The sequence below is a fragment of the Bacteroidales bacterium genome (assembly GCA_017521245.1).
GTDB lineage: Bacteria > Bacteroidota > Bacteroidia > Bacteroidales > G3-4614 > Caccoplasma_A.
The window spans coordinates 49,887-72,449 of sequence record JAFXDI010000048.1; the positions used below are offsets into that span (position 1 = coordinate 49,887).

Annotated in this window: 18 protein-coding genes; 4 read left to right on the forward strand and 14 right to left on the reverse strand. The window is 38.4% G+C overall.

Translation table 11 applies throughout. The features are described from left to right. Window positions 1–80: 80 nt before the first annotated feature. Window positions 81–2,552, forward strand: a complete 2,472-nt coding sequence (lon, locus tag IKK64_07045; protein MBR4119815.1) for an endopeptidase La — start codon at window positions 81–83, stop codon at window positions 2,550–2,552. A 78-nt stretch (window positions 2,553–2,630) separates the two neighbouring features. Here the strand turns inward: lon and IKK64_07050 are convergent, their stop codons facing one another. Next, window positions 2,631–3,170 carry a DUF308 domain-containing protein gene (locus tag IKK64_07050; GenBank protein MBR4119816.1) on the reverse strand — a complete coding sequence of 180 codons (540 nt, stop codon included), beginning with the start codon at window positions 3,168–3,170 and terminating at the stop codon, window positions 2,631–2,633. A 143-nt stretch (window positions 3,171–3,313) separates the two neighbouring features. Here IKK64_07050 and IKK64_07055 point away from each other — a divergent pair, with 143 nt between their 5' ends. After that, window positions 3,314–4,276, forward strand: a complete 963-nt coding sequence (locus tag IKK64_07055) for a diacylglycerol kinase family lipid kinase (protein ID MBR4119817.1) — start codon at window positions 3,314–3,316, stop codon at window positions 4,274–4,276. A 62-nt stretch (window positions 4,277–4,338) separates the two neighbouring features. Here IKK64_07055 and fucP read toward each other — a convergent pair whose 3' ends face one another. From fucP to IKK64_07080, 5 genes are all read right to left on the reverse strand, one after another. Next, window positions 4,339–5,655 (reverse strand): L-fucose:H+ symporter permease, encoded by a 1,317-nt coding sequence (gene fucP, locus IKK64_07060; protein ID MBR4119818.1) that lies wholly within the window; start codon window positions 5,653–5,655, stop codon window positions 4,339–4,341. Between the two features lie 26 nt (window positions 5,656–5,681). After that, on the reverse strand, window positions 5,682–7,088 hold the full coding sequence (locus IKK64_07065; protein ID MBR4119819.1) for a rhamnulokinase: 1,407 nt from the start codon (window positions 7,086–7,088) through the stop codon (window positions 5,682–5,684). 54 nt (window positions 7,089–7,142) lie between these two features. Further along, the gene (locus IKK64_07070; GenBank protein MBR4119820.1) at window positions 7,143–7,775 is read right to left on the reverse strand and encodes a class II aldolase/adducin family protein; all 633 of its coding nucleotides are present in this window, start codon (window positions 7,773–7,775) and stop codon (window positions 7,143–7,145) included. An 11-nt stretch (window positions 7,776–7,786) separates the two neighbouring features. Continuing rightward, entirely contained in the window at window positions 7,787–8,941 is a 1,155-nt protein-coding gene (gene fucO / locus IKK64_07075) for a lactaldehyde reductase (GenBank protein ID MBR4119821.1), read from the reverse strand. A gap of 82 nt (window positions 8,942–9,023) precedes the next feature. Next, window positions 9,024–10,817, reverse strand: a complete 1,794-nt coding sequence (locus tag IKK64_07080; protein ID MBR4119822.1) for an L-fucose isomerase — start codon at window positions 10,815–10,817, stop codon at window positions 9,024–9,026. Between the two features lie 143 nt (window positions 10,818–10,960). On the opposite strand from IKK64_07080, the gene IKK64_07085 reads away from it, so the two are divergent. Both IKK64_07085 and IKK64_07090 read left to right on the forward strand, forming a co-directional pair. Further along, window positions 10,961–12,625 (forward strand): family 10 glycosylhydrolase, encoded by a 1,665-nt coding sequence (locus IKK64_07085; GenBank protein MBR4119823.1) that lies wholly within the window; start codon window positions 10,961–10,963, stop codon window positions 12,623–12,625. 10 nt (window positions 12,626–12,635) lie between these two features. After that, window positions 12,636–13,601 carry a class I mannose-6-phosphate isomerase gene (locus IKK64_07090; GenBank protein MBR4119824.1) on the forward strand — a complete coding sequence of 322 codons (966 nt, stop codon included), beginning with the start codon at window positions 12,636–12,638 and terminating at the stop codon, window positions 13,599–13,601. Between the two features lie 160 nt (window positions 13,602–13,761). Here IKK64_07090 and IKK64_07095 read toward each other — a convergent pair whose 3' ends face one another. From IKK64_07095 to IKK64_07130, 8 genes are all read right to left on the reverse strand, one after another. Next, window positions 13,762–14,946: a hypothetical protein gene (locus IKK64_07095; protein MBR4119825.1), complete on the reverse strand. Its 1,185-nt coding sequence runs from the start codon at window positions 14,944–14,946 to the stop codon at window positions 13,762–13,764. A gap of 18 nt (window positions 14,947–14,964) precedes the next feature. Then, a complete protein-coding gene (locus IKK64_07100) occupies window positions 14,965–15,846 on the reverse strand; it encodes a CPBP family intramembrane metalloprotease (protein MBR4119826.1) in 882 nt (293 codons plus the stop codon). 2 nt (window positions 15,847–15,848) lie between these two features. Beyond that, entirely contained in the window at window positions 15,849–16,715 is an 867-nt protein-coding gene (gene menA, locus IKK64_07105) for a 1,4-dihydroxy-2-naphthoate octaprenyltransferase (GenBank protein ID MBR4119827.1), read from the reverse strand. Next, window positions 16,712–18,304: a DUF4435 domain-containing protein gene (locus tag IKK64_07110; protein ID MBR4119828.1), complete on the reverse strand. Its 1,593-nt coding sequence runs from the start codon at window positions 18,302–18,304 to the stop codon at window positions 16,712–16,714. The genes menA and IKK64_07110 overlap by 4 nt, the downstream gene beginning before the upstream one ends. Window positions 18,305–18,442: 138 nt before the next feature. Then, window positions 18,443–19,138 carry an OmpA family protein gene (locus tag IKK64_07115; protein MBR4119829.1) on the reverse strand — a complete coding sequence of 232 codons (696 nt, stop codon included), beginning with the start codon at window positions 19,136–19,138 and terminating at the stop codon, window positions 18,443–18,445. Between the two features lie 13 nt (window positions 19,139–19,151). Next, window positions 19,152–19,475, reverse strand: coding sequence for a hypothetical protein (locus tag IKK64_07120; GenBank protein MBR4119830.1), 324 nt, complete (start codon window positions 19,473–19,475; stop codon window positions 19,152–19,154). A gap of 356 nt (window positions 19,476–19,831) precedes the next feature. After that, entirely contained in the window at window positions 19,832–21,277 is a 1,446-nt protein-coding gene (locus tag IKK64_07125; GenBank protein ID MBR4119831.1) for a glycoside hydrolase family 57 protein, read from the reverse strand. A 21-nt stretch (window positions 21,278–21,298) separates the two neighbouring features. After that, on the reverse strand, window positions 21,299–22,561 hold the full coding sequence (locus IKK64_07130) for a glycosyltransferase family 4 protein (GenBank protein MBR4119832.1): 1,263 nt from the start codon (window positions 22,559–22,561) through the stop codon (window positions 21,299–21,301). Window positions 22,562–22,563 lie beyond the last annotated feature (2 nt).

Here is a 22,563-nt window from a genome sequence, read left to right on the forward strand (position 1 = left end):
AATAAAGTCGCTGACTCTCTATTTTTTTAGAGATTAAAATGACAAATATGACAATTTGACACTATTAGAAACAGTAGATTATGAGTAATTTTTCAAATAATAACGATGAAATGTCGTTTGTTCCAATTGTAGTGGACGTTGATGGCAACCCTGATATAAATTGTTCTAACGTTCCAACCGAGGACTTACCTATTCTTCCTTTAAGAGATATGGTTTTATTCCCTGGTGTAACAATGCCTATACTTGTTGGCAGAAAATCATCTCTTACACTTATTGATGAGGCTTTTAAAAACAAAAGATACATAGGTGTAACTTGTCAAAAGAATCCTAATATTGAAGAACCCGGAATTAATGACATATACACTATTGGTGTTATAGCGGAGATTATTAAGGTTTTTCAACTTCCTGACGGAAATACCTCTGTTATTTTACAAGGTAAGCAAAGATTCTCTCTATTAAATCTAACTCATACCAAACCATATCTAAAAGGAGAAATTGCCCTTTTGGACGATATATCGGTAAGCAAACGCGACAAAGAGTTTAAAGTGCTTGTTGATGCTATAAAAGATACTACAGGCGAGTATTTAAAATATTTAGGAGAACCTTCTCGTGAACTTTTGAGTTCATTACGTAATATTGACGGAAGCAATGGCTTACTTATTAACTTCTTGTGTACTAATATTCCATTTAGTGCTGCGCGTAAAGAGTCATTATTAGCAGAGAGTTCAATCAAAGAGAGAGGTTTACTTCTATACTCTGAACTCGGCAAAGAGCTTCAGTTGATGGAGATTAAGAAGGATATTCACAATAAAACTCATCAATACATTTCGCAACAACAACGCGAACACTTCCTGCAACAACAGATAAAGACTATTCAAGAGGAGTTGGGAGATACTTCGGATAACGATATAGATGAGTTATTGGAAAGAGCAGACAATAAAAAATGGAGTAAAGAGGTGCGTCAGGTTTTTGATAAAGAGTTGAAAAAACTTCAACGCTTTCATCCTCAATCACCCGACTACTCTGTGCAATACAATTATATTGAGAACTTCCTTGATTTACCTTGGGGTGAATATACCAACGACAACTTTAACCTTGAAAATGCAAAGAAACAATTGGATAAAGACCACTTTGGTTTAGAGAAGGTTAAAGACCGTATTATTGAGCATCTTGCAGTGCTTAAATTGCGTGGAGATATGAAATCGCCTATTATCTGTCTATATGGTCCTCCCGGAGTTGGTAAGACTTCGTTGGGTAAATCTATTGCTGCCGCTCTTAATCGCAAATATGTTAGAGTATCGTTTGGTGGTTTGCACGATGAGGCCGAGATTAGAGGACACCGCCGTACATATATCGGTGCTATGCCCGGTAGAATTATTCAAGGTCTGCAAAAGGCTAAGAGTTCAAACCCCGTATTTGTGTTGGATGAGATAGATAAGATTGGTAATGACTACAAAGGAGATCCGGCAGCTGCACTTTTAGAGGCATTAGATCCAGAACAAAACAATGCTTTCCACGACAACTACCTTGATGTAGATTATGACCTTTCAAAAGTATTGTTTATCGCAACTGCTAATAATCTTGGAACTATTGACCGTCCACTACTCGACCGTATGGAGTTGATTGACGTATCGGGCTACATTATGGAAGAGAAGGTTGAGATTGGTCGCCGTCATCTTGTTCCAAAACAATTGACAGAGCATGGACTTAAAAGAGGCGATGTGTCTATTCCCAAAAAGACAATGGAGGCTATCATAGAGGGATATACTCGCGAGTCGGGAGTTAGAGAGTTAGATAAGAAGATTGCAAAAATTATGCGTCGCATTGCTCGCAAGAAAGGTGCTGAGGAGGAGTATAACAAAAACATATCTGTTGCTGATCTTAAAGATTTACTTGGAGAGAAAGAGTACTCAAAAGAGATATACGAAGGCAACGAGTATGCTGGTGTTGTAACTGGTTTGGCATGGACTGCTGTTGGTGGAGAGATTCTATTTATCGAATCGAGCCTATGCAAAGGTAAAGGCGAAAAACTTACTCTTACAGGAAATCTTGGTGACGTAATGAAAGAGTCTGCTGTTATTGCCCTACAATATGTTAGATCTCATGCCGAAGAGTTGGGTATTGATGAGGATGTTTTTGAGAAGTGGAACTTACATATTCACGTTCCCGAAGGTGCAATACCAAAAGATGGACCATCGGCAGGTATTACAATGATAACCTCTATTGCTTCATCGTTTACACAACGCAAAGTAAAAGCAAACCTTGCAATGACAGGCGAGATTACTCTTCGCGGAAGAGTATTACCTGTGGGTGGTATCAAGGAAAAGATACTTGCTGCCAAACGTGCAGGTATTAAAGAGATTATTCTTTGTGAGCAAAACAGAAAAGATATTAACGAAATTCAACCTGAATATCTTAAAGGTTTGACATTCCACTATGTAAACAACATATCGGAAGTGTTAGATATTGCTCTTACAGAGAAGAAAGTTAATCACCCTCTTGTACTTAACTATCAACCACAGACTACACAAACTCATACTCCCCTACAATAACATAGGGTGGCATACATAAAAAATAACTGCAAGTTGCTATATGTAACTTGCAGTTATTTGTTTATATATCGATATCTTTTATATAGTCTTGATACTCTTTTTGAGTTTTAGATAGTTTAATAACTCAGATACTCCGTATAGTAATAATATTACTCCTATTAAAATCAATAACATATTTGTAATGTTATTAAAATATACTACTGTTATAACTCCTGTTGCAAGAACTGCTAATGGGGTTATTAGCATCCAATAACTTTTTGTTTGTATGCTATATTTAAGCACTCCTACTATTTGTATAACTCCTGCCAATAACAGAACTATTCCTACAAACAGTGTGAACAAAGATACAAATCGTGCCGGATAGAGAACCATTATCAATCCCAACACTGCCGAGCCTAAACTTACAAAAATTGTTGTTTTTGATTTTTTCTTTGCCTCTTCAGTTTTTGCAAATATATAGGCTAATATTGCAATTATTGTAGGCAACATAATAATTACTCCTATCGCAGTTATTATTAGAGAATTTACTTTATCGGGCCATATTACCATTATGACACCAATTAGAATTGCAACAATACAACGTATTATTGTTGATGTGGGGGTATAAATTCGTTTCATCTTTTTGTTATTTTATTTATAATGCAAACATAATAATTTTTAATAAGTTTATATCAAATTTCTCTTATTAAACATTAAATATTTTTTATTTGTTTGTATTAAAGGTTTTGTTTACTTACTTTTGCCTAACCATATTTTGTATTATGTCAGCGAAAAAGATATTTGCTATAATAAACCCTATATCGGGTACTTCAAAAAAAGTTAATCTCAGTGAAAAGATTATGAAGATACTATCTGATGATGAGGTTACTATTGATATTGCATATACTGAATACGCCGGACATGCTACTTTATTAGCAAAAGATGCTGTTGATAAAGGGTACAATATTGTTTTAGCCGTTGGTGGCGATGGCACATGTAATGAGATTGCCAAGGCTCTTGTACATTCGAGGAGTGCATTAGCAATTATTCCCACAGGTTCTGGTAATGGCATGGCTAGACATTTGGGTATTCCTATGGGGATTACTGCCGCTTTAAGAGCATTAAAAAACTCACACATGGTAAAGGCGGATTTTTGCACAGCAAACGATATTCCTTTTTTTGTTACTTGCGGTTTTGGTTTTGATGCTCAAATAAGTGATAAGTTTTCAAAATCGAAGACCAGAGGTGGATTGACATATTTCATAAATAGTTTGGAGGAGTATTTTAAATATACAAATGAGGAGTATATTATTGAAACGCCAACCTCATACGGTAAAGAACAGGCTTTTATTATTGCATGTGGTAATGTTTCGCAATATGGCAACAATGCTTTTATTGCTCCATACGCTTCGTTAAGAGATGGATTGATAGATGTTACTATCATAAATCATATAAACTTGTTTGAGGTACTCCCTACCGCTGTTCAACTATTTACCAAAACACTTAATATAAACCCTGCTGTAAAATCATTTTCCACACCAGAACTCACCATTACACGACCTAAGGCAGGTATTATGCATATTGATGGAGAGCCTATTGATATGCCCGAGAGAGTTGAGATTAAATGCCATAAACGAGGTTTAAGAGTAATGGTTCCTGATATTCAGGCCGCAAATGAGTTTGAAGCCACTCTACTAAATATGCTATCTACTGTATTTGGCATCAAGATTCCCAAAAAGATATAACCCAATTGATGCCTCAATTGGGTTATATCTTATATACGATTAAGTAATTAATATATTACTCCTTAGTCTTTCTTTGATAGTCTTATATACAATCCGTATGCTAATACTACGGCAAAGCATATTACTGCGATATAGAATGATGAACGAACTGCAGCTTCCTCAAAACTATATGCTGAAGAGAGCAATCCGTTTAGCCATCCGTTATCAATAAACATTCCCATAATGGGTGTTATTACTGCACCACCTAATATAGCCATAATTAGTCCTGCTGCTCCAAGTTTTACCTCATCACCCATACCATATAGTGCTATTCCGTATATAGTTGGGAACATTAATGACATACATCCTGATATTGCTATCAATGTCCATATTGAGATATTAGCGGGGAGATATATTGTTCCTAAACATGCCACAATACCTGCAACTGCAAATATTGATAACATTACAGAAGGGTTAAATTTACGCATTAGAGCTGTACATACCCAACGGCAAACAATAAACAATATGATTGCGTATAGGTAGTATTGTGCTGCTGTGGCTTCGTTCATACCCTCACCGAATACTGTCATTGCATATTTAACTGTCCATGTCCACACTGTTATTTGTAGTCCTACATAGAAGAATTGAGTTACAACTCCCCAATAGTAACGAGGCTTAGTTAATAGCTTCTTAAACGATGTAGATATATTCAAATCTCCCTCATCAACTTTATTCTCTGAACGGCGGAAATTATAGAAGAATATCCAAATAATCAATGCTATAATTACAAGACTTACGTATGGCACACACACCCACAATAACTCATTGTTTTGTATTGCATCTAATTGTGTTGAATCCATTTGGAGTCTATCTTCGTATGTTGCAGGATTAAGATTAGCAAGAATAAGATATTTTGCCAAGAATATTCCTGTTAATGAACCAAGTGGATTGAATGCTTGTGCAAAGTTTAAGCGTTGTATTGAGGTCTCTTTTGCTCCAAGTGATATTACGAAAGGATTACAAGTTGTCTCTAATACAGATAGTCCACAAGCCAATACAAAGATTGAGACAAGGAACATATCATAACTTTGTATTATGGCTGAAGGGATATAACCTAACGCTCCTACCATATAGAGTCCTAACCCTACTAATACTCCTACTCGGTATGAGAATTTTTTGATAATTATTGCTGCCGGTATTGCTAAAACTGCGTATGCTCCATAGAACGCTATCTGAACAAACGATGAATCAACAGCTGACATCATAAATATTTTACCGAAAGCAGGTACAAGGTTGTCGGTCATATTATTGAGTAATCCCCATAATACAAAGCACGACACCAACATAATAAATGGTACTAATACCGATTTCTCTACTACTTTTATTTTTTCTGTTGTCATTATATTAGATTTTATTTTATTGTAAATTAGGGCATAAAGGTTTTTAGTTCCATACCTTTGCCTTTTAATATAAGGGGGTTATCTTTTGACAACTCTCCTGCCGACTCGGCTTGAACTTTAATATTACCAATTGCGGTTGCCTCAACCGGTCCTGCTACTACCTTGCACCCTGTTTTTTGGGCTGTTAGTTTATTTAGCAATCCGTTTTGAGAGCCACCTCCAACAATATATATAGTTTTTATTTTGCGTCCCACAGATAGTTCTAACTCCTCTTTTACCTTTGCGTACTCAGTTGCCAACGATTGACATACCAATCGCATATAGTCACCTTGTGTTTGTGGTACTGCTTGATTTGTCTCTTTACAATAGTTATCTATCGCCTCTTTCATACTGCGAGGTGCGGTAAAGCGACTATCGGTAACAGGTATTACGCTTGTGCATTGAGAGTTTTCTCCATCAACAACCATACGAGAATAATCACAATCAAGACCTTGTGCTGTCCACTCTTTTACGAGTGATTGTAACAACCACAAACCTGTAATATTTTTAAGTATACGTATATCGCCAGACACTGCACCTTCGTTTGTAAAGTCAGATGCTAACACCTCAGTAGTTTGCAATGGTGTAGGTGTCACCATTCCCATTAGCGACCATGTTCCTGAACTGATGAATGCCCATTCATCATCTTCGGCAGTAATGGCAGCAAGTGCCGATGCTGTATCATGTGAGCCTACTGCTACAACTGTTGCATTTCCTCCTAACTCCTCTTGCATTGCAGGTGTTAAACTACCTATTGGTGTACCTGGATATACAATCTCTTGCATTAATGTTTGGGGTAATGATAGTGTTTCAAAGATTGTATCATCCCACTTGCGTGTAAGAGAGTTAAGCATTTGTGAGGTTGAGGATATAGTATATTCATTTACCGCTTTACCTGTTAGGAAATAGGCAAACAAGTCGGGCATAAAGAGTAACTTATCTGCATTTTTTAGTGCTTCATCACCCTCTAATACTGCACTATACAGCTGGAATACAGTATTTATCTCCATAAACTGATTTCCTGCCAATGAGAAGAATTTCTCTTTTGGTAGTTTTTGGAATGCCTTTTCAAGTATTCCTTGTGTACGTGAGTCACGATAACATACTGGATTTGATATAAGACGCCCGTTCTTATAAAGAAGTCCGTAATCGACACCCCATGTATCTATACCGATGCTCTTTATCTCAGAGCCATATTTTGCAAATGCTTTTTTCAGACCTGTTTTTATCTCTTCATAAAGCGAAAGAAAATCCCAATATACCCTTCCGCCTAAGTTTATTTGTCGGTTAGGAAAACGGTGTATCTCATCAAGTGTCAACTCTCCATTATTGAGACACCCTACTATTACTCTTCCGCTTCCTGCTCCAAAGTCGGCTGCTACGTAATACATAATGTTTTATACAAGATGGAGAGAAGGTTTCCCCTCTCCCCTACTATTATTTGATTTTTAATCTGTAATTTTCCCTAAAACGTATTTATCAAGATCTTTTATCTCTTGCTCTGTTAATACGGTATAGTTCATTCCTGATTGAACGATTATACGACAAGCCATTTCAAAGAACATTGCTTTCTCAAATGCTGCATTGAAGTCTTTACCGCATACTACTTGTCCATGGTTTGTTAACAGACATGAGTCATGATCTTTCAATGCCTCCACTACTGCTTGTGCCAACTCAGGAGAGCCCGGGCGGTAATAAGGTATTACAGGAATCTCTTTTCCTACATGACATGGAACTTCAGCTGTTACATTGAAGTTTGTTGGTTTGTTTTTCATACATGCCACTGTTGTTGCATACTCTGATTGAAAGTGCAATACCACATTTGCATCAGGGCGATTACGTAATACTCCTAAATGGAAACCATTCTCCATTGATGGTTTTATTCCGTTTAGTGATGTTCCGTCAGCAAGATTCAATACTGCAATTTTCTCTTTTTGAATTGTAGGTAACCATGAACCTGTTCCAGAAATCATAACTTTGTCGCCTATACGCCACGACATATTACCGCTACTGCATAACATTAAGTGTTCATTTCCTGCTCTGTGAGCGGCTTTCATAAACTCCTGATAGAGTGCATCCATTATATTTTCCATTATAGTATTTTCTTATAAAGTTCTTTTATTGTTGCTTCATCTATATCGCGAGGGTTGCCTGGTGTACATACATCGGCTATTGCTGATGCCGCCAAAGCGTCAATATCTTTTTCAGTTATACCCAACTCAGTTAGAGTTTGTGGTATACCCACTTTTATCGACAACGCTTTTACTGCCTCTACTGCTGCATCGGCTGCCTCATCAGTTGTCATACCATCTTTATACACTTTCATTGCTTTTGCAATCTCAATATATTTCTCTTTGGCTGCGGGTTTGTTATACTCCATAATTGTGGGTAGTAAAACTGCATTTGCCACTCCATGAGGTATGTCAAATATTGCTCCCATTGGGTGAGCCATTCCGTGTACTACTCCAAGACCTACATTTGAGAATGCCATTCCTGCTACATATTGACCAAGTGCCATTGCCTCACGTGCTTTTGCATTAGTGGGTTCTTCAACTGCAATAGGAAGGTTTTCTGCAATAATTTCAATTGCTTTAATCTCAAACATATCACTCAATTCCCATGCTCCTTTAGTTATTAATCCCTCAATAGCATGTGTTAGAGCATCCATTCCTGTTGCAGCAGTCAACCCTTTGGGTAAAGAGTACATTAACTCGGCATCAATTACAGCAACCAATGGTATATCGTTAGGATCAACACATACCATTTTCTTTTTATTCTCTTCATCGGTAATAACATAGTTAATTGTTACCTCTGCTGCTGTTCCTGCTGTTGTTGGTACTGCAATAATGGGAACTGAACGTTTTTTTGTTGGAGCAACACCCTCTAATGATACCACATCAGAGAACTCGGGGTTATTGGTTATGATACCTATTGCTTTTGCAGTATCAATTGATGAGCCTCCTCCTATTGCAAGAATAAAGTCTGCTCCTGATTCTGCATACGCTTTTAATCCGCTCTTAACGTTTGCAACTGTTGGGTTTGGCTTTACCTCATCGAATATCTCAAAAGGTACTCCTGCTTTCTCCAATACTTCAGATACTTTAGCAACTACTCCGAATTTTACCAAACTGCTATCAGTTACTATTAGGGCTTTGTTTAATCCCTTACGAGCAACCTCTTCTGCTATTGCTTCGCGCGAGCCTGCTCCAAAATAAGATGTTTCGTTTAAAACAAATCTTCTTGTCATGATATATCTTTTTTAGGGAGTGTGTCAAGAAAATTGACACACTCTATTTATAGTTTGATTTGTTAGAATTGACAAACCGTTATTATTTATACATTGGTCCGTACGCAGCACAAGCACGATAATCCTGTCCCTCTTTATCCATTCCAAATGCGTTCCATGCTGATGGACGGAAGATTTTATCTTCAGGTACGTTGTGCATTGACACAGGTATGCGTAGGATTGAGCATAGAGTAATAAGGTCTGCTCCTATGTGACCGTATGAGATTGCTCCGTGATTTGCTCCCCAGTTATTCATAACATCGTATGCTGTTTTGAATGCACCCTCGCCTGTGCAACGTGGTGCAAACCATGTACAAGGCCAAGTGTAGTCGGTGCGTTTCCATAGGATATCTGATACCTCTCCAGGAAGTTTTACTGTCCAACCTTCTGCAATTTGCAATGTGGGTCCAAGACCTTTTGCCAAGTTCAAACGTATCATTGTTACAGGCATTTGCTCCTCTGTTATGAAACGTGATGAGTAACCTCCTCCACGGAAGTATCCTAAATCGGCAGGGTTCCATGTTGTAGCATTTAAGATAGCCTCTTGGTCTGCTTCTGTTACATTCCACCACTCTTTCATTACAGGATTACCCTCTTCATCTTTTGCCATTCCACATGCGTCAAGACATGCTGCTCCAGAGTTGATAAGGTGAATTATTCCGTCTGAATCTTTTGCTTTACCTTCAACATCATATCCTGTTGCTTTTTTGATTGCTTCGGGACTCCAATATGTACGAACGTCAGCAAATATTTGGGCACGGTTTGTAAGAAGTTTCATAAACAACATTCCTATTCCGTTTAATACGTCGTTTTCAGTTGCCAAGATGTATGGCTCACGTGCTCCGTCCCAGTCGAATGAAGTATTCAATAGTGCCTCAGGGAAGTCGCAGTTTGGATAGAAGTCGGTCCATTGACGTTGTCCTTGGAATCCTGCTGCTATTGCATTGTGTCCAACTTTCTCCTCTTCGCATCCTTCAGGAAGGTTTTGATTTCCGTTCATCAAGTCTTTGATAATAACCATCATCTTAACCACAAACTCCCAATCTGCATCTTTCTCTTCGCGTGTTTTTTGAAGGTTATCTGGGTTTTTATCAAAGCCCTCTTTACATTTTGCTTTTGTCCAAGCAAGTGCTTTTTCGTACTCTTCTTTATTGTAGATACCACGTTCCATTCGGCGAATTACCTCAACCTCATCAACGCTCTCAACACGCATTCCAAGATACTCCTCTATAAAGGCAGGATCAATTATTGAACCACCAATACCCATACAGATTGAACCTATTTGTAGATATGATTTACCACGCATTGATGCTGCTGCAACAGCTGCACGACCAAAACGTAATAGTTTCTCTTTAACATCTGCTGGTATCTCAGTATCGTCAGCATTTTGAACATCGTGTCCATAGATTCCAAATGCCGGACGTCCTTTTTGTGTATGTGTTGCCAATACTGATGCAAGATACACTGCTCCTGGACGCTCTGTTCCATTAAATCCCCATACACCTTTTATTGTTAAGGGATCCATATCCATTGTCTCTGCTCCATAGCACCAGCATGGTGTTACTGTAAGGGTTATCTCTACTCCTGCTTTTTTAAATTTCTCAGCACAAGCAGCTGCCTCTCCAACACGACCTATTGTTGTATCTGCTATTACAACTTTTACAGGTTCTCCGTTGCTGTAACGCAAATTCTCTTCGAACAACTTGGCTGCTGATTTTGCCATGTTCATAGTTTGCTCCTCGAGAGACTCTCTCACTTTCAACTCTCCTCTACGTCCGTCAATAGTGGGGCGGATACCAATTACAGGATAATCTCCTACTAATCTGTTCTTTGCCATAAGTTAATATTTTGTAGTTAATGTTTCTCTTTTTATATAGATAAGCTATACCTACATTAATCTGTGTAAAATTAATACAGAGTTTATTAAAATGCAATCATTTTTTGCTAAAAAATTTGTATCTTCGCAATATAAATAATTTTATGATGAAAAACTACTTTTTGAGGGTTTTGTGTTTAATACTTTTGACCTCTGCTTTTTTTATAAAAGGTAATGCTCAAAATCCTAAAAACGAAATACGTGCTATATGGCTAACAACTAACTATGGTTTGGATTGGCCAAAAAATCAAGCAACATCGTTAGAGGGTTGCGAAAAGCAAAAAAGGGATTTATGCAAAATTTTAGATATGGTGCAAGAGTTAAATATGAACACCGTATTTTTTCAGGCTCGTTTAAGGAGCGATGTTTTGTATGAGTCGGATATTGAACCATATAGTGCTATAATGACTGGCACTCGTGGTAAAAAACCGCTATATGATCCTCTTGCATTTGCCATTGATGAGTGCCACAAAAGAGGGTTGCAATGCCACGCTTGGGTGGTGTGTATGAACATTGGCAGCGACAAGGCTATTAAGATGCAAGGGAATAAGGCGTTACCTAAACGTAAACCTGAGATATGTACCAAGTATAACGGAGAGTGGTATCTTAATCCGGGAGAGCCTGAGACCTGTTTTTACTTGATAGACATTGTTAGCGAGATTGCCCAAAAATATAGTGTTGACGGTATTCATCTTGACTATATAAGATACCCCGACAGGGCTCACGATTTCCCCGATTCAAAAACATATAAAAAGTATGCTAATAATGGAGAGAGTTTAAAGGAGTGGAGAATAAACAATATCAACAGTATTGTTTACTCAATATATGATGCAGTAAAAAAGATAAACCCAAAAGTTATGGTTAGTAGTGCTGTGTTGGGTAAACGCGATAATCACAAATATTTCTCTTCGATGGGTTGGAGTGGTATGGAGGCAGCATACCAAGATGTTGCTGCTTGGCTAAGAGCAGGCAAACAAGATTTTGTTGCTCCTATGATGTATTACCCTGATGTGTCGTTTTTCCCCTTTGTAAAAGATTGGGTAAGAAACAGTAATGGCTACCCTATTGTTGCAGGATTGGGAGTTTATCGTTTGGATAAAAGCAGTGGCAATTGGAGTTTACGTGACTTTATGCCTCAAATATATGTTAGCAGAGATATGGGTATTGCTGGAAGTTCGTTTTACAGAACTTTGCAACTTGAAGATAATTTAAAAGGTGTAAGCACTACTCTTAAAGGAGATACCTATAATACTCCTGCACTATTTCCTGCATTGAAGAATTATAAAAAGGGGTGTGATGTTCTACCATACGATTTGAACATTACAGTTGCAGAGGATGGTTCTAAAACAATATCATGGGAGTGCGAGGGTGATGCCAAGTACTACACTGTATATGCATCGGATAGTTACCCTGTTGACACCAATTTGGCAGAGAATATTATTGAGGCTCGATACACAGAAAAGAGTTATAAAGATTACTCAACTGGATTATACTATGCTGTAACTGCTACTAATGACTACTACCATGAGAGTGAGGCTGCACAACAATATCATCCCCCATTGCATTTTTTTGAGGGAGAAAAGATTGTAATTCCAGCAGATAGAGTAAATTTGTGCAAAAGTGTAAGCATATTGTCGCCCAATTCGGGTTACGTATATTATGGCAAGGGCAAGGAACATAACAATATTCCTAACCTTGAAAGAGGCATATACACATTAGAGATTGTGTATAGCGACAATGTTATTACTTATCCGCTAATTATTAACTAAATATATAACTATGAAACCATTAAAATTTGAAGACATTCTTAAACCCGTTATTTGGGGTGGTAACGAGATTTGTAAATTCAAAGATGTTTCTCCTAAATTAGAGGGCATTGGCGAGAGTTGGGAGATTTCTCAAGTTGAGGGTAATGTTTCGGTTGTTGCCGATGGCGAGTACAAAGGTGCTACCCTAACTGAGGTTATGGAGAAAGAGGGCGTTGCTCTTTTAGGTAAACATGTTGTTGAGCGTTTTGGAAAAGATTTCCCCTTGCTAATTAAATTTATTGATGCAAGAGATTATCTTTCAATACAAGTTCACCCCGATGATACTCTTGCTAAAGAGCGTCACAACTCATTTGGTAAAACAGAGATGTGGTATGTTATCTCGGCTGCCGAAGGTGCTGGACTATACTCTGGTTTTTCACAAGAGATTACACCCGAAGAGTATGTTGAGCGTATAGAAAATAATACGATCACAGATGTTCTTCAATTCCACGAGGTTAAGAGTGGCGATGTTTTCTTCTTACCTGCAGGACGTGTTCACGCTATTGGCAAAGGAATTTTCATTGCAGAGATTCAACAAAACTCAAATATTACTTACCGTATTTACGACTACAACCGTAAAGATAAAAATGGTAATGGCAGAGAACTACACACTGAACTTGCAAAGGATGCTATCGACTACAAACTTTATAGCGACCTTAAAACAGAATATACTCCCAAATTAAATGAGGGTGTTAAACTTGCAGAGTGCGAATACTTCTCAACAAGTGTATTGGATATTGATGGCGTGGTTGATTACAAATTGAGCGACCGCGACTCATTCTCAATATTTATCTGTATGGGTGGTAACGCTACATTAACTGACTGCGAGGGTAATGTTACAACTATGAAACAAGGAGAGACTATCCTTGTTCCTGCAACTACTTGTTGTGTTAAGATTGAGGGTAAGGCTAAACTTTTGGAGTGCTTTATTCCTTAGTATTAGTGTTAGTTAACAAACTTTCGTTTGTTGAACTTGCTTACTCACAGATTTGTTAATAATTGCTCTAATTAGTCAGATTAGTCTAATTGGTTTATAATATGAATAAAGGGTTGCTCACGTGAGCAACCATATATTTGTTTCTCTTAATTTATCTTTTTTACTCCGCATATACTGGACGGATTGGGCATCCTATCCAACGATAATATGGCCACACTCCTAATTCATCTTCGTTACCATTATATATAAATAGTCGTTTTGCTTCGTAAGAGCGAGTTGATAATGTATTTGTCCAGTATGAACTTAATGTTCCTACCCCTGATATATTCTCTCGTGATTTTATTCCAACGGCTGGCAGGAATATTGATTTCTCGGTTTTAAAACTTATTACTTTATATCCTTGTACTCCATTAAGCTCTACCCAGTACCATACACACTCACGAAGTAACTCATTAAATTCTTCGACTGTGGGCATACGCCAATTACCTCCAAGCGCTACGTGTGCTGCGTCATCTTCTAATTCAAGGGCTGTTTTATTATCGAGGATTCCTTCTTCTATATTTGTACAATATTTTGTTATTGTGGTTTCGCTTCCATTACTCCATAGATAGTTTTCCCAATAATTGTGATCTTCTTTAGTCTCTATCTCTCCCCACGCATAGTAGTTTCCACTCTCGTATGGGGTTTCTGCTCCCAAGTTACATATTGCCCATTTTACTGAGAGTCCTAAATCTACTGCAACCATTGTTTCGGGTTGAGGGGGTACTATATTCTCTTCTTCAAAATTTGCTACTATCTCGGTAAAGTCTGTTATATTGATAGAGTATATTGATTCTGTGCTTACTACTTCGCCATTAATGGTGTAGTTTACAAAGCGGTATCCTTCGTTTGGTTGGGCTACCATATTAAGGGCATTACCATATATTGTTTTTGAGACTTCTCCTGCTCCTTCGGGCTTTATCTCAATGGTATATATTTGTTCTTCTGTTATTCCTTCATCTGGGAGGATTTCATCTACTTGATCGTCTCCTGCTCCATTTTCTCTCTCAAATATGGCTTTAAATTGGGTATTCTCTGTTATTACTGTTGTATAAGGGTTCTCGGTTGATACTTCCATACCTGATACCATCCAACTTACAAAACGGTATCCATTCTCGGGGGTTGCTGTTAAGGTTACTTCCCAACCCGGCATTACTTCGGTTTCGGAAGCGGTTGCTATTCCTCCTTGTGTTGTTGTTACTGATACTTTGCAAAAGTCATCATCTTCTCCTCCGCACGATGGTAGTGCTAATACGAATATTGCCATCATTAATGTTATGGCAACAATTTGTTTAAGTGCTTTCATCTTCTCTTTGTTATTGATTTATATTATTAGTAATTGTTTTGTTTTTTCTTTTCTTAGTTTTATTACACAGTATATAAAGAGTAGCAGACTTATAGCGGCTGTCCACAGTGAACCGCCTTCTGTTGTTCCTATTTTATCTATCTCTTCGCTGGTGAGGTTTATATTGAGCATATAGGCTGCTATTACTGCCATACTGTTGTTTAGGGTATGTGCATAGATTGGTAGCCAGATGCTTTTTGACCATACTAACAGGTATCCGAAAAATGCTCCTAATAACATTCGGGGAAAGAATCCGAAGAATTGCAGGTGTATGGCACTGAATATTATTGCGGTTAACCATATTGCTATGTGGTGATTTTGCCACTTGTCTTCTATTAGTTTTTGCATTACGCCTCGGAAGGTTAACTCCTCGCCTACTCCTGTCATTAAGCCGACTATTAGCAGGGTTATGATTAACTCCGTTAGGGTTTGCAGAGAGAGAAGTTTTTTGGTTGACTCGGCTGCTGCGTCTTCGTTTGCTCTCATCCACTCCTCTATGCCCGACATAAACTCGGGTAAGTGCATTGACTCGTTCCACGATACTATGAGGTTGAGGGCTGGTGTCATTACTATCATTGCTATTGTTACCCACACTATTTGTTTGAGGGTTGGTAATGTGGTTAGTGATAGGTATTTGAAGGGTTTGCGCGTTAGTAGCCTTGCTGTTATCAGGGGCGAGGCTATAAACAATACTATGCCTTGTATGGTTAGCATTATCATCATTTGGGGGCGTTCGGGCAGTGTAAGTAGTTTTGATGCTATTGCTACTAATGCCGATGCTATGATGAACATTACTGCTTCTACCAGCAGAAAGGTTAATGCTTTTGTTTTGAAGTTGATTGCAAAGGGGTTATTTTCCATTGTTATTTTATGGTTGCTTCTATTAGTGCTACGGCTAAATATAGTAGTGTGAATATTAGTTGGTTTCGGGCTGTTAGTCCTATATAGGCATTAAGGGCTTGTCCTTGGGTTTTTATTAGTCCTCGCCATGTTTTTAGGTGTAGTGCCAAGAAGAGTATGGCAAATATTGCTCCTGTGTATGTGGTGGCGAGTATTGTGGTTGCTAATATTCCGTTTACAAGATAGGTTATTATGGCAAATCGGCGTCCTAAGATTACTACTGAGGTGCGTTTGCCGTCTTGTTTGTCGGTTTGATAATCGCGATAGTTGTTTACTAATAGGATGTTTGATGATAGTAAGCCCATGGCGGCTGCTCCTATTATTACCGGCATCTCTATTGTTGAGGTTTGTAACCAATAGGTTGCTGTTACTGGTACTATGCCAAAGAATATGAATACGGTTACTTCGCCTAAGCCGTGATATGATAAGGGATAGGGGCCTGCTGAGTATGCGAGGGCAAAGAGTATTATTATTGCTCCTAATACTACTAACTGCCATCCGCCTATGGGTATTAACATACACCCTAATATGGCTGCTATGGCTAGGGTTATTATGGTTGCTGTGAGCATGGTGCGGGGAGCTATGTCGCCCGATGCTACGGCTCGGCGTGGCCCTACCCGGTTGGGTTTGTCGCTTCCGTTTTTATAATCGAAATAGTCGTTTGCAAAGTTTGATGCTATTTGTGCTGCAAGTGCAAATAGCATACATATTGTAAATACCCACCAATCGGCTTTGCCTTGCTGCCATGAGTAGGTTGTTGCTAATATTACTGGTGCTATGGATGTGGGTAGTGTTCGGGGGCGTGCCGCCGATATCCAGAGTTTTATCATTTTTTCTTTTTTCGTGGTTTTATTTTTGCTGGTGCATCGAGGTTAAAACAGGCTTTTATGCCTTCTCTTATCTTTTCTGCCTCTGCTCCTCCTCTTCGTAGGATGAATAGTATATAGTTTATGTATTGGTCGGGTGTGGAGAATCCGCAAAGTGTTGTCACCTTGCTTTGTGCTATCATTGCTTTTTGATTAAAGAATTTTAGTATGGCAGGGTAGTTTTCTTCTCGTACAAATCGGTTGAATTTATCTACTAATTTGGTGTAGGTAAAGCGTGAGTCTATCTCATCGGTTAGATGCTCGATGTGATGTGCAAACTCTTCGATTGTGTTTGCTCGGGTATCGATGCGAAACTCTATGCCATTGCGTATGCGATGACGGGTATGGATTAATGCTTGTTCCTCAATTGATGCCTTAAAGAACTTGATTACTCCTTGTTTTACGGCTGTAAAGACTTGCTCTTCGTTGTTGCCTGTGCATCGTGCTACTGAGCGTACTACCGGCTCAATGAGTAATAGGTTTTCTACTTCGGCTACGTTGGGTACATAGATGTTTTTGCTCCGCAGATATTCTACTTCGTGCGAGGTGCGACGATCTCGGTCAATGATTCCTCGCGACTCCAGCATATGAAAGTTTTTCATCTCGGAGAAGGCTCGTGTCACCTCTATTACTTTACTGCATCCGCCTAATGGTTTTACGGTGTACTCGGTAAAGACTAATGGGTACAGTCTATTGTCAATGCTTGATGTTGTGTCGCCTTCGACAAATAGTACGGGTTTGCGTCCGCCTAAGAGTTCAAGGTATATCTCTTCGGGTAGGGTGTCGCTATTTTCAATGAAATCGTAATCGAAACTGTTGGTTTCGGCATCGTAACTTTTTACCCAGATGCGTTTTCCACTACGCGATACGGCAAAGTTTAGGTCGTGTGTAAGGTAGATAAAACAACAGTCTGGTCGCTGACTCTCTATGTCGTTCCACAAGGATGAGGTCATTGAGGGGTGCAGGTGCATCTCCGGCTCATCTACTATGATTATTGAGTTTGGGCGTGCTATGAGTGAGGCGGCTATGAGATAGAGTACTACTTTTTCACCATGACTCATCTGCATTGCGTTGTAGTTATTGGGCGAGGTGTCGGATACTATCTCCAATTTTCCATTGCTGCGAATTATTTTGTGATGTGGAAATATCTTCTCCCACATTACTTGTGTTTTGTCTAATGTTGAGGTTTTTAGCGTTACATTCTTGCCTTGTGATATTGCATTTTTATAATCTATGAGGTTTTGCATCTCCTCCCTGATTAGTAATGCAAAGAGTTGCTCAAACTCGGTTTTGAGTGTGAGTTGTTTATTCTCTTTAAAGTATTTGTTATACTCTCCTGTTATGGAGTTTTCTTTTACCTCGGCGGTTTCATCAATGGGCATTACGGTTTTTAGTGCCGAGATTCGGAAGGTATTGGTGTAATACCGTTGCTCTATCTCTTTGCCAAATCGGCTTTTTCCGGCTCCGTTGGCTCCTACGATAACCATATTCATTACTCCTGATATTGTTTTATCAGTGGTTTCTCCTTTTTTTATTGGTAGTTTAATCTCCATCTTTCGTAATTTATATGGTTAATAATTGCTTTATCCTTACTATTACAAAGGTATTAATTTTAAGAATATTTTCAAATAGGTTTTTATATAAAAAAGATAACGCATGACTATACGTTATCTTTTTATGTTTTTTGAATACTATTTTACCTCTAACCGGCCTCGTAGTGATAGTTTTATCATCTCCTCTCCCGGTACTAAATAGATGTCTACTCTTCTATTCTTTTTGCGTTTCTCCATTGTGAGATTGTCGGTTAGCGGTTCTTCTCCTCCCATTCCATAGACTACTACTTCATCGGTTTTTAAACCTAACTGCTTTATCTTATTGTGCAATTGCTCGGCTCTTTTCGTGGTTAGGTTCAGGTTATACTCTATGCTTCCTGTGTTATCGCTATGTACTACTATTAGTATATGATACATTCCTATATCTGAACCGTATCGGGCTATGGGACGCAGCAACAAATCTGCTTTATTGAAGAGTGTTGTATCGTTTGGATAGAATAATTTATCAACCGGGATTGTTAGTTTTATAACCTCCCCTCCGCGTTGTAATTCTACTTGTGACACTCCATATTGTTTGAGTTTTTGCAAGGTTTTCTCTTGCTCTGCCATATACTCGCGTATTTTGCGATGTGCTAATGGTGACTCTATAATGGGTACATTTATGTTTTCATCAAGTGTGAGCGTTTGTATTTCGATATGGGACATTGTTTTATCCCTTAGCGATAATTGTACTCCACTCTTCTTTTCGCGTTTTAACAGTTGCGATTCTGCTTGTGGTGATACGAATAATAGGAGTGTTAGTATTAATAGTATATATTGGTTGTGTTTTAACATATATACTTTATGGCTATTTAAACATTCCTATTGACTCGCAATATGAGAGTTCGCCTTCGATGATTGCCTCGATTTGCTCTGGTGTTAGTTTGCAGAGTGTGTCTTTTTTTGCCATTGATACTGCATAGTCTATTATTTCATCATCGGCTATGGTTATCTCGGCGTTTTCATCTTCTTCACTCATAAAACCTTTGCTTTCGTAGAAGTCGTATATCAGGTCTACTACATAGTATATATCATCGTCTGATATCTCTTTTGTTAGTTCTGCGTCTAAGTTTTTGCGGATGTATTTTACTGCGTCTTCGTCATCGTAAAATAGTTCTTCGTTTTGTGCCATATCTGTTTTGTTTTTTGTTTTACTCTGCTAAATTAATAAAAATTATGGAGAGTTATTATATTATTTTGTTTTTTTATGTTTTTGTTATTTTCTTTGCTGTGTTATTCAAAAAAGTTATTGTACCTTCGTGCATATAATTTGAACGTTTATGAAAAAGTTTATATTTTTTATTGTTTGTACAATAATTGTTATTGGTTTTGCTTCGTGCAACAGGGATGGTTGCGGATGCCAAAAACCTGTTATTAAAACTGATACACGTGTATAGTGTTTAAGATTTAGTTTTGAATTTTTAGCAATTAGAAAGGACTGTCCCCCACTCGGAACAGTCCTTTCTAAATTTATTATGTTGCATCTAATTATTTAGAGGCTTTTTTTGTTGCCTTTTTTGCTGGGGCTTTTTTTGCCGGTTTCTCCTCTACCGAAGCCTCAACTTCTGCTTTAGGTGCTGCTTTTTTTGTTGCTTTCTTTACAGGTGCTTTTTTTGCAGGCTTTTCTTCTTCTATTACTCCAGCATTTGCTTTTGCACTTGCTAACTCTTTTTTCAACACCTCAATCTCAGCTGCCTGGTTACGAATTGTTGTGATCAGTGCATTCAACTCTTCGTTCTCAATTGAATCGGGGAATTGCTCTTCTACTCGTACTATAAAGTCGCTTAATACGTTCATATAGTTGGTAAATGCCTCGTATGCTGAATCGTATGGGCTATAGTGACTGTGCACTGCTCCGTCTGCAAAGTGTTTTGTACACATATAGTAGAAGTGATCTGATGCTTGTAGATAGTTCCAGTCTTGTTTTAGACGTGTGTCAGAACACAAGCGTACTCTTTCTGCTACTGAGTATAGTTTCTCAAATGCTTCTTTTTGTAATATGTTTCCTAACCATGCTGATGTGTCTCGCTCTTCGTCTGCCCAAGAGATTGGATCGTTTACCGAGATTACATCTACTGGTTTTAGTTTTGATATTACCTCTGATGGTGTTGAGAATGTGATGCCTTTATCTGCCGCAAAGCGTGGTAGTGCTTTCATAAATCCGAAGATTCCTGTTTCGGCTGATTGTAGTTCGCCTAATGTGTCGTATGTCATAAATAGGTTTACTACCTCCTCGCCTTCGGGCAATGAGCCTATCCATCCCATAAACTTATCGGCTGTTAATGGATATTCGTTCCACTCGTAATTTGAGAATCGGAATGTTATATCGTCACTCAATTTATAGTTTTTAAGCATCAATTTTACTTTTGGTGCTGTTGCCGGTGTGTATAGGTAGTTTGGACTCTTCCATCCTAATATGTGTCTTGCTCCCTCTGTGATGATTCCTTTGAAGCCCATTGATGCTACCATAGCCGCTATCTCATCTGAATATATCAACTCGGTGTTACGGAATACTTTGGGTCGTTGTCCGAATAACAACTCTATTTTATCATCGTGTGCTTTTACTTGGTTGATAAACTCTTCGGGATCGACTAACGATGCTAATGAGTGTGCGTATGTTTCTGACAGGAACTCTACGCATCCTGTTTTTGCCAAGTCTCGCATTGAGTCAATAAACTCCGGCACATACATCTCTAATTGCTCAAGTGCTACGCCTGAGATTGAGAATGCTACTTTAAACTTATTACCCGAATCTTCTATCATCTCTAATAATGCACGATTTGCGGGTAAATATGAACGCTCTGCTATTCGACGGATTATCTCCTCGTTGTTGAAATCGTCATAATAGTAGTGGTCATTACCAATATCAAAGAAACGATAACGTTTCAAACGGAATGGTTGATGAATTTGAAAATAGAAACAGATTGTTCTCATTTTATTGCTGTTTTTAAAGTTTTACCATTTCATTACCTTGCGGTATATATCTATCACTTTTTGTCCTGCGTACTCCCACTTGATTTCGTTTACTTCGCGTATTCCTTCTTCTTTCATGTGGTTGTACATTGCCGGATATGTTATTATTGAATATACGGCATCTGCCATTGCATCTACATCCCAATAATCGGTTTTTACTACATTGTTCAAAATCTCAGCACATCCCGATTGTTTTGAGATAATTGATGGTACTCCTACCTGCATTGCTTCAAGGGGCGATATTCCAAAGGGCTCTGATACCGATGGCATCATATATACATCGCTCGATTTAAGCATCTCATATACTTGTTTGCCTCGTAAGAATCCTGTGAATTGGAATTTATCGGCTATGTCGCGTTCTGCTGCAAGTCGTATCATCTTGTTCATCATATCGCCACTTCCTGCCATCACAAAGCGTACGTTGTTTGTTTTACGTAATACTTGTGCTGCTACCTCAACAAAGTACTCTGGTCCTTTTTGCATTGTTATACGACCAAGGAATGTTACTACTTTTTCTTTGGGATTGCGTGGCATCTCTATTGCCATAATCTCCTCACTCATTGGCTCAACGGCATTGTGTACTGTTGTTACTTTATCGGGAGATATTCCGTATTTTTCTATTACGGTTTGACGTGTCAGATTACTTACTGTAATGATATGATCGGCATAGTTCATTCCGTCTTTTTCGATACGGAATACGTCAGGGTTTACATTTCCACGACTACGGTCAAAGTCTGTTGCGTGTACGTGTATTACCAATGGTTTGCCTGTTATCTGTTTTGCATGTATTCCTGCGGGATAGGTTAACCAGTCGTGTGAGTGGATTACATCGCAAGGTACTGTTCGTGCTATTACTCCTGCAACTATTGAGTAGTTGTTTATCTCCTCTAATATGTTGTCGGCGTAACGTCCGGAGAACTCTATACATCCAAGATTGTTGGTGTGAATATAGTTGAAATCGGCATATATATTGTTACGCAAATCGTAATAGGTTTGCGGATTCATAGTATTGCCTATTTGATTTTCTACTGTATTCCAATCTACATCGCGCCATACAACAGGGGTGTTGTTGGCTCCTATGATATTGGCAAAGCCTTTCTCTTCATCGCCCCAAGGTTTGGGTATTACAAATGTGATATCCATATCGCCACATTTGTGCATTCCCTTTGTTAGTCCGTAACTTGCTGTTCCGAGACCTCCGAGAATATGGGGAGGAAACTCCCATCCAAACATTAATGCTTTCATAC